Here is a 9020-nt window from a genome sequence, read left to right on the forward strand (position 1 = left end):
CCAGCGGTGAGGTGGCAGGCGGCATCGATGAACACCATTATTCGCCGAGCTTGGATAGCGGCACCTCTATCACGCTGAGAGCCTGTTATGCTGGTCCAGCGTTTGATCGCAGTCTTGATCCATGCGAGCAGCTTGTGAGGGATGCAATCGAACGAGGCGCTGCTCCCACAGCCGTCGCAGGCCCTCCATCAGAGCTTCACGCTTAGCCTGATCCGGCGCAATTGTATTGAGGAGATCTCCCAACACGGCTTCGCCCTCAATCCGCATCAGCAGATTAAACAAGTCGTGTGAAATTCGTACACTGTCACTGCTGAAGTGGGTCGTGCTGATCTCGCAGTGAGTCTCCCGACGATCTGGCGCTTTGTAAGCGCGGGTTTGATGGAGGGACACATAGGGCGGCAACGAAACCGCAAGCGCAGTCCAATCCTGCAGCGTTGCAGCCCGCTTTTTTACCAGGAAGGGCCCGACCACAAGTCCATCCAGCTCTGTCGTCAGAAAGGTGGCAATCGCGTCTGCAACCGAATCCACGATCGGTTCGGCATTGTTGTTAAAGGACGTATTGAGCAGAATTGGAGTGCCTGTGCGCTTCTTGAACGCATTGATGACCTCCCAGTACGCGGGATTGGCGTTGCGCGATACTGTTTGCAGGCGAGCGGTACCGTCGACGTGCGTGATGGCACCGAGCAAGGCGCGCTTTGAGTCACGCACGCGAACGACGAAATTCATGAATGGAAATTCGTGCCTACCGTCCGGGAGGTCGAAAAATTCGCTCGCATCCTCCTCCAGCACAGATGGCGCGAAGGGCCGATAGCCTTCGCGCTTCTTGACCATCGCATTGATCCGGTCCTTGTTTGCGGCGGGCCGAGGGTCGGCAAGAATGCTGCGGTTGCCCAGCGCACGTGGCCCAAACTCCGAACGACCCTGCACCCAGCCGATCACGGCGCCGTTGGCGATCCAGTCGGCTGCACTGCTTGCCACGTCATCAGAGCGTTCAACCTCGAGATGTCCGGCCCATGCATTCAGTTCCTGCTGCACGGCGCGCTCGCTCCCGAGATCAGGACCCCAATAGACCCCCTGCAGTCGCTCACACGGCGCGGGGCGGCCCATCTCGTTAGAGACTATCAGCGCAGCTCCCAATGCGCAGCCAGCGTCGTGAGACGCGGGTTGCACGAAAATGTCTTCGAAAAGCCCTGAATACAGCAGCTTACCGTTCATCGTGCAGTTGTGGGCCACCCCCCCTGCCAGGCACAACCGCTTCATGCCGGTGGCCTCACGGTGATGCCGGAGAATGTGGAACACGATCCGCTCAAGCGCTTCCTGCAGTGACGCACTCACATCTCGATGCTGCTGGGTGAAGGGCATTCCCTTTCGCCTGACCTCGATATTGCGGAGCAACGCCGGACCGATGCGGTCGAGGTGAACACGGTAGCCACCGCCGTTGGCGGAGAGCTCGTAGAACTGCTCGAAGAGCTCGCGATAGGGAGCGGGGTCGCCGTAGGGCGCGAGCCCCATTACCTTATACTCGTCGAACAAGCCGTAGCCGAGATAGCGGATCGTCTCGAGATAAAACAGCCCAAGAGAATTGTTCTCGGGGAAAGCCTCGAGTTGCGTAATTTCTGTGCCAGACCCTACCGCCAAGAGGCCCGATAGGAAATCACCAGAGCCATCAATCGCTAGAATGAGACTTTGTTCGAAGCCCGACATTGCAAAGGCGCTCACGGCGTGCGCCTGATGATGACTTACGAATGAAATACGCGAACTGTCCAACTTAGTGCCGAACTCACGCGTTAACAGATCCTGCACCAACGTTTTAGCATCCAACGGAATGGAGAGAATGTCCGGGTGGGATGCGGACATACCTTCAAGCATGGCGTTGGCATAGGGCTCGCTGGCGTAGAGCGCGACACGATCAATGTCGTTGAGCTGAACCCCCGCCGCTGACAGACAGTATTGAATCGAACGAATTGGGAGCTTGTTGGAGTGTTTCATCCGATTGAGGCGTTCCTCTTCGACGGCTGCTATCACCCGTCCGTCTCGGACGAGCACCGCGGCGCCATCGTGCATAAAGGCGTTCCGAAGCTCGAATCGGTTTTCATGGACTTGGTCAAGTCCGCCGCTAATTCCTAGACACAGCATTTCTTTCTCCACATAGTGACGGGCAAGCCAAATTGGCCTGCCTCAGACCGTTTCCAACTAAATAGGCCGCGTTGTCGCTTGCAGCTGCAACCGCCTGTCAGGCATCACCGGCATCAAAGAACGCCTCATAAGGGTCCGCCTGAATCAACATGAGATGCTTCGATCGTGGCGCCTGCCATTCCATGACGCCGAGAGCTTGGCTGGATCATCGAATCTTGAGCGGCTGCTGACTTGCATGCGGCGATGCCGTTTTCATCTGCAGCACGAACTTGTGACGCGGGCTGCCTATATCCTTGCGAAGGGGCGGCTGTTGACGAATAATGCCGCGCCGTGAACTGGCCCGATTTCATTCCCCGAAAGACCGTCGCACAGGCGACTGACATGTGCTGCACTGTCCGCCTGCTTCCCGGTCGCACATCCGATAACGCCTTCGCTTGTGCAGGAGGCCGCATCGCGTCATTCGTCGGCCAAACATGGCACCGACTGGAAGCCCGGCAATACCGCGTAGATGTAAAGTGCGCTGATGTTGTATGGTAGCGCTGCCGGCCGGGTCTCCAATCCGCTGCCCAAACGAGCGGACTGCCTGCGGCAAAAAGCCCGCCACAAGCAGAATCGCGCTGGGCAGCTGGCTCGCCTGCAAGACTTCGCAGCTCAGGAACATTGGGGACGACTAGCGTCGAACCGCCGACATGATCGGCCAGTTGCAACTCACTTCTCGGCACGACCTCCACTGCACGTCAGGGCGCATGGAAGATTTTCTCCTTTGGATGGGTGACCGGTGCGGACGTGCTTTTGTCCATGCAAGATTTCCGAAGAGTTATGAAATCGTTTGTTTCGATCAAAGTCATCCACGCTATGAATAGCTGCCGGACATGCGCTTCAAAGGGGCTTCAGGCTTCCCGGATGGCTACTCCGATTCGAAGCGCGTGGCATTCCATGCGCTCTATGACAACATTTTTCAGCAAAGGGTATGAGAGCAAACCCACACTTCTTTTTCAGAAGTCGCTTCGAAGCAGCCGAGGCCTTGATGGGCTTCTTCACCAAGTTCGGCGATGGTGCCGCAGACATTCTTCCTCTTTCCGGGCTGAACAAGCGCAGAGTTCGCGCCTTGGCAGTGTGTCTGGGCGCTCCGTCTGATCTTGTTGAAAAGATCCCGACCGCCGACCTGGAGAACCTCGTCCCGGTCTCACATACGATGTGATTGACGACTTCCTCGAAGGCCAAGAGATCAACGAAGCGGCGCACAGGCGTATACTTCATGCGCATTCCAGCACAGCCCATAAGCGAGCGCTTCCCGTCACAACGATTGCCGACGGGTTCGATATTTAGGCATCGGCAATAGCGTCTCAACATACACGATCGATGGGCTTGCCGCAGTTAGGCAGCTAGCGGCCTGAATTACCGCTGGAGCGAAGCGCTGCTCTTTCAGCCCGCATGCGGTCATGAGGTTGACAGTGTCGGCACGTATCGCCGAGGCCGGCACGCGAACTCATTCTCCCTGAATGCCTGCTCTATCGATCTTCCGCAGCGTACCCACTTGACCGGTCGCTTCGACATTCCAGGCACCTGGATTGTAGCCGATCCTTGCCGCTCTCCTTCGGCCGGTCGCAATGCTAGACGTGCGGCCGTTACGCTATGCAGAGCTGGTTGTCAGATGCGTGATGCGAAACGTGAGATGCAGCTCCAGTTTTGGCGATGGCGGGCTCGCCGCATTGTTGATATCATCCGCACAGAACAGGCGCGCAAATGACATCGGATTCAGAGAAGGCTGAGGCGGTCGAGCAGTTACTTGATACACCTGACCTTGCAACCGCACTGGAAAGCGAACAGTTCAAGAAATTCCTCGACCAGGTGCCGATCGCCATAGCCGTTTCGGACCTTGCCGGTGAAGAGCGCGTGGTCTACGCCAATCCGGAATTCGAGAAACTGTCAGGCCTGACAGCCGCCAGGCTCACCCGAGCAAACTGGGCAGCCCTTTTGGGCAAAGGCCTCCATCAGCAAAAGGACAGGCCGCTAGCCGAGGCCGTGGTCGAGGGAACCGATTTGGTCGGCACCTTCAAGCTGGAGCGCGGAGAGGACAAACCCGCGATCGTCGACGTTTATTCGAACGTGATCGAAGACGAAAACGGCAAGATGTGCTTCCGACTGGTGGCCCTGGTCGACGTATCCGCCCATGGCGAGGCGGGAGATGAGCGCTCGGCGGAGGAGCGTGTCAGCGAGAAAGACACGCTGCTGCGCGAACTGCAGCACCGGGTGAAGAACAACCTGCAGATGATCACCGCGCTGATCCGGCTGGAAAGCCGCAACGCGACCGAGGCCGACCGGAGACGGTTTGAGCGGCTCGCCGGTCGCGTCGACGCTCTGGCGATCCTCTACCAGACGCTAACGGCCGACGAGCCGAAGGAGGAGGTCGACCTTGGCGTCTATCTCAGCCAGATCGCGTCCGCGGTCATGAGCTCGCATGCGGTCGAGGGAATCCGCCTGGATATGAAGGTGGATACATATCCCGTGTCAATAAACGTCGCCATGCCGGCCGGGCTGGTCGTAAACGAATTGCTGACCAATTCACTAAAGCATGCGTTCCGGGGCCGCGATGGCGGCACGATAACACTGCACAGCGTCGTCGATGGCGACGGCTGCCGGGTTATAGTGGCGGACGACGGAATCGGCCTGCCGGAAGGCGAGGTGTGGCCCAAACCAGGCAAGCTCGGAGCGCTGATCGCGCGATCGCTGACCGAGAACGCCAAGGCGCAGCTAGCCGTCGAGTCCAGCGCCAACAAAGGGACGAAGGTGACCATCGTTTTCAAGCGGTCGGCGGCAGCAAGCTGAACGGTTGCTGTCGACTAGCAGGCTGGCGGCTGGCTTCATGTCGCGGCTTTGAGCAGGTGGCTGCAAATAGGCTAGGTCGCCCTTCACGGCCTGCTTCACATGGTCGAGGTCTTCCATTATGCTCCAGGCTTGCTGCTTCTGACTTCGGCGGCCAGTCCATCCCCACCTAGCGGAAGGCACTCCCGCCTGATTACGTTGCGGCTTGAGTCTTGACGGCGGGGGCACCTGACGCCTTCGCGCTCATCACGCGCGGGCCGGCAATTCAGCAGCGAGTCATCGCTTGGCCAATCTTGCCGAGGACGAAGGTCTAACCTACAAATAAAATTGGTCCGACTGTTCGTGGCCGGAGGTAACCGCGAATTTGCGCTATCGGGACAGGAGAGCAGTGCTGTAGGCAAACCGCGATGCGTGCATTCGTTCGATTGGTTCTACGATTATCCTGACGCCTGGGGTGACCAGTTGCACCAGTATTTCCTACTACGCGCAATCTTTGTAGGGTCATGTGCAGATCATCGCGGCCCGCCAAGACATCGGAAAACTGATCGACGATCCTTCAACCCCTGAGATATTGCGCGCCCGAATGGCATCGGCGGCCGCCACATAATAGTTTGCGGCAAAGACGGCCGCGATCGAACGGCTGAGGACGCGCTCGCCAACAGATTGCGCGACGGACGATGGGGTGGATACCGCGGATACGACGCCTGGTTCGATGCTCCGATCAACAACGCGAAGCTCGCCGCGACTTCCGTCTACAGCGATTCGGTTCAAAGGCTTGGCGCGTTGGACAAAGCTCGCCGCGCCGAAGCGCGATGCATAGAAGCCGGGATAGTCGCCCGAACACAAGTCGAACAAGCGGAGTGGTCGACCGTTTCGTCCTCCCCGGGGACGAGCCGGTTGCTCTGGCCTCGGGCGACCTGATGGGTCTTGCGGAGCACCGTCTCCAGCATGGCGATCAGGTCTTCGGGAAGTATGGCCTCATTCTGCACAGACGGTTTTGCGTGGCTGTTACGGATGCCGGCGGGCACGGTGGCGATACGGCGGTCCTTTCGATCGAGCGGCTCGCCACGCTGCGTATAATTCCACGCCAGGGAGGAGAGACGGCGCTCGATCGTCGCCACAGAGTTTGGTTTCTTGTCTCCTGTAACCTTTCTGGATGCACATGTAGAGGCCGACGGTCTGCGGATCAGGCGGCAACACCTCGAGGTGCTGCCGGCGCGCCCAGGCGCAAAAAATCCGCTCTCGACCGAGCGGCGTCAGACCGGTATTCTTATGGATGTTCATCCGGTCCCCCTGGAGTCACTGAAGCTTCGACAATCTCAGCTTTCCCGGTTCGGACCGGATGGACAAGCTACTGAAAGCTCACAACTAGCTACCAATGCGATCAGCTTTCGGGCTATCGGGCGCATCCAGGGAGGATGGGTATGTTCTTGGCTAACGGGCTCAAGCTGCGGGACCGCGGGTGCACGCTGGCACTGATGTTGGCGATCATATGTGTATGTGCGCCTGCACTGGCGGCAAACGCGTCGGATCAGGCGTGCCGGTCCATCGCCAAGCTCAAAATTCCAAGCGTGATCTTTACCGAGGCTAGCCTTCAAAAGCCGCAGGAGATCCCCGCAGATCCCTTCACTGCATTCACCGGCGCCTCGCCTCAGGCGGTAAAAGTGGGCGGGCACTGCCTTGTCCGAGGTGTTATCGGGAAACGCCAGGGGGTCGATGGTCAATCATATGGCACCCGGTTTGAGGTGCGTCTTCCGACGACCTGGAACGACATGTTCCTTTTCCAGGGCGGCGGCGCAGTTGATGGCTTCCTGGCGCCGGCCGTCGGGACCATTCCTTGCCGGAACTCGACCGCGGCTCCCGGGCTCTTGCGCGGCTACGCTGTTGTAAGCATGGATGGCGGGCACCCAAGCCCCGATCCGGCTTTCGGGGTCGATCAAGCCGCACGCATTGATTTTGCGTACGCCTCCATTGGCAAAGTCACTTCGGTCTCGAAGCAGGTGATTGCCAAGTTCTATGGGGCGGCTCCGAAAAAGTCGGTGTTCATGGGATGCTCGAATGGCGGTCGTGAGGCGTTGATAGCGGCTCAGCGATATCCGCTCGAGTTCGACGGCATTGTTGCAGGTAGCCCGGGTTTTCGTCTCAGTGCCGCCAACATTGCCGAAGCCTGGGATACTCGCCAGTACATGAGCATCGCTCCCAAGGATGAGGCCGGCCATCCCATTCTATCCCGCGCCTTCTCCCAGCAGGATCTGAACATCGTCGCCAAGGCGGTTCTCGCTGCCTGTGATGCCCGCGATGGCATTGAGGATGGCGTCATCAACGCCTGGCAGCAGTGCCGGTTCGACCCAAAGGTCCTGTCCTGCCAAGGCGATAAGACGGACAGCTGCCTCACGGCTGGTCAAGTGCAGGCCATGAGCCGCGCGTTCGCGGGTCCGGAAAGCTCCGATGGCGAAAAGCTTTACAGCGATTGGCCATATGATACGGGCGTTGCGGGCGCGGACTGGAGAATGTGGAAGCTGGGCAATTCCCCCACTTCCCAGTCGGATGCAAATAACATCGTTCTGGGAGCCCGCTCGCTTCAATACTACTTCATGACGCCCCCGGCGCCGAATTTTGACCCCCTGAAGTTCGACTTCGACAAGGATCCGGCACGCGTTGCGGATACGGCCAAGCTCAATGATGCGACCGGCACGTATCTCGCCAGCTTCGCTGCCCACGGTGGAAAGCTGCTCTTGTTTCACGGACTTTCCGATCCGGTCTTCTCAGCCAACGATCTGGTGCGCTGGTACAAGCAAGTCGTCGAGGTCACAAGCGGCGGCGATTTGGAAGCGACTCGCCGTTTCGTGCGCATGTTCATAATCCCGGGGATGACCCACTGCGGCGATGGCCAAGCCTTCGACGACTTTGATCCTTTGGCCGCCATCGAGGGCTGGATAAACCAAGACAAGGCTCCGGATTCTCTCGCGGCTGGCAGCAAGGCATTCCCCGGCAAGCACCAGCCGATCTGCGCTTATCCCACTCAAGCTGCCTATGGCGGTAAGGGAAATCCCGATGAGATCGCGAGCTATTCGTGTCGGGGATAAGAGACCTCGTCATTTGTTCGCTTCAATCTGCGCGCATTCCCGGAACAGGTCTCCCGGACCAAGGATCGGTTGGAAAAGCTAAACCCGGAATTTGTGGGCCGTGCCATAACGCAGTTGATGATCATGCCTGACTACGAAGCGTCGGCCGCCGATAGTCTGGACACAGCGCTCGCTGTGCTCGATGAGGTAATTGTTATCGCCTGAGATCTGACCGCCTCATCCCAGCGGACAAAACGGGGGCATCAGAGCCCGGACGCCTTGGTGAGATTTACGCGGAAACGATCGCGCCGGCGCTGATAATTTCGCGTCATCTCCGCGGAGGCATGGCCGAGCTGTTTTTGCACATAGCGTTCGTCGACGTCGGCCGACGAGGCGAGGCCGGCGCGCAGTGAGTGGCCGGCGAATTTCTTGGCCCGTTCGCCCTCCGACAGATCGCCGCGCACGCCGGCGGCGAGCGCCGTGCGCTTGACCAGGCGTGCGACCTCCTGGTCGTTCAAGCGATCGGCACCGACGGCTCTGCCTTGACCAGCAACGCGCCGAAACAGCGGCCCATGCGCAATGCGCGCCAGTCTTAGCCAGGTCTGCAGAGCGACCACAGGGCAGGTGGCGTCGGAGGAGCCGCGGCCGATTTCGACCTCGCGCCAGCCGGTTTTGCCGCGCAATGTGACAAGCAGACCCTTATCGGCAAAAATCTCGACCCAGCCGCGTCCGTCCTCGGTCTGATCCCTGCCGACGTCGAGGCCGACGATTTCGGATCGGCGAAGGCCGCCGGCGAAACCCAAAAGCAGCATGGCGCGGTCGCGCAGACCACGCAGCGTGCCGCGGTCGAGGGTCTCGAACATGCGATCAGATCCTCGGGCAGGATCGCTTCCTTCTGCCGGGGAGGGGAGGCGTGGGTGTTGCGAACGCCAGCCATCACCGTGGCGATATGCCGGTCCTTGCGGTCCAGCGGCTGGCCGCGCTGGGCAAAAT

4 protein-coding genes and 3 pseudogenes are annotated in these 9020 nt (G+C 59.3%); 4 read left to right on the forward strand and 3 right to left on the reverse strand.

The features are described 5' to 3' along the window. Positions 1–69 precede the first annotated feature (69 nt). Positions 70–2136, reverse strand: coding sequence for a carbamoyltransferase family protein (locus NKH05_RS28160; RefSeq protein ID WP_352474134.1), 2067 nt, complete (start codon positions 2134–2136; stop codon positions 70–72). Positions 2137–3148: 1012 nt separating this feature from the next. Between NKH05_RS28160 and nadE the strand changes: the two are divergent. The 3 genes and pseudogenes from nadE to NKH05_RS28175 all read left to right on the forward strand — a co-directional run. Then, a pseudogene (gene nadE, locus NKH05_RS28165) lies at positions 3149–3465 on the forward strand (NAD(+) synthase); the annotation flags it as partial. Between the two features lie 417 nt (positions 3466–3882). Then, the gene (locus tag NKH05_RS28170; RefSeq protein WP_353026609.1) at positions 3883–4965 is read left to right on the forward strand and encodes a sensor histidine kinase; all 1083 of its coding nucleotides are present in this window, start codon (positions 3883–3885) and stop codon (positions 4963–4965) included. A gap of 660 nt (positions 4966–5625) precedes the next feature. Further along, positions 5626–5883, forward strand: a complete 258-nt coding sequence (locus NKH05_RS28175) for an aminopeptidase (RefSeq protein WP_353026610.1) — start codon at positions 5626–5628, stop codon at positions 5881–5883. Here NKH05_RS28175 and NKH05_RS28180 read toward each other — a convergent pair. After that, positions 5850–6195: pseudogene (locus NKH05_RS28180) on the reverse strand (integrase); the annotation flags it as partial. The gene NKH05_RS28175 and the pseudogene NKH05_RS28180 sit on opposite strands and share 34 nt — an antisense overlap. A gap of 191 nt (positions 6196–6386) precedes the next feature. Between NKH05_RS28180 and NKH05_RS28185 the strand changes: the two are divergent. Continuing rightward, a complete protein-coding gene (locus tag NKH05_RS28185) occupies positions 6387–8048 on the forward strand; it encodes a tannase/feruloyl esterase family alpha/beta hydrolase (RefSeq protein WP_353026612.1) in 1662 nt (553 codons plus the stop codon). A gap of 242 nt (positions 8049–8290) precedes the next feature. On the opposite strand, the pseudogene NKH05_RS28190 reads toward NKH05_RS28185, so the two are convergent. Then, positions 8291–9020, reverse strand: a pseudogene (locus NKH05_RS28190) (site-specific integrase); the annotation flags it as partial.

Source organism: Mesorhizobium sp. M1399 (genome assembly GCF_040317735.1).
Classification (GTDB): domain Bacteria; phylum Pseudomonadota; class Alphaproteobacteria; order Rhizobiales; family Rhizobiaceae; genus Mesorhizobium.

What these genes read in the sequence shown, in the direction of transcription:
- NKH05_RS28160 (WP_352474134.1), bottom strand. Translation starts at nt 2,136, where the DNA reads ATGCTGTGTCTAGGAATTAGCGGCGGACTTGACCAAGTCCATGAAAAC.
- NKH05_RS28170 (WP_353026609.1), top strand. Translation starts at nt 3,883, where the DNA reads ATGACATCGGATTCAGAGAAGGCTGAGGCGGTCGAGCAGTTACTTGAT.
- NKH05_RS28185 (WP_353026612.1), top strand. Translation starts at nt 6,387, where the DNA reads ATGTTCTTGGCTAACGGGCTCAAGCTGCGGGACCGCGGGTGCACGCTG.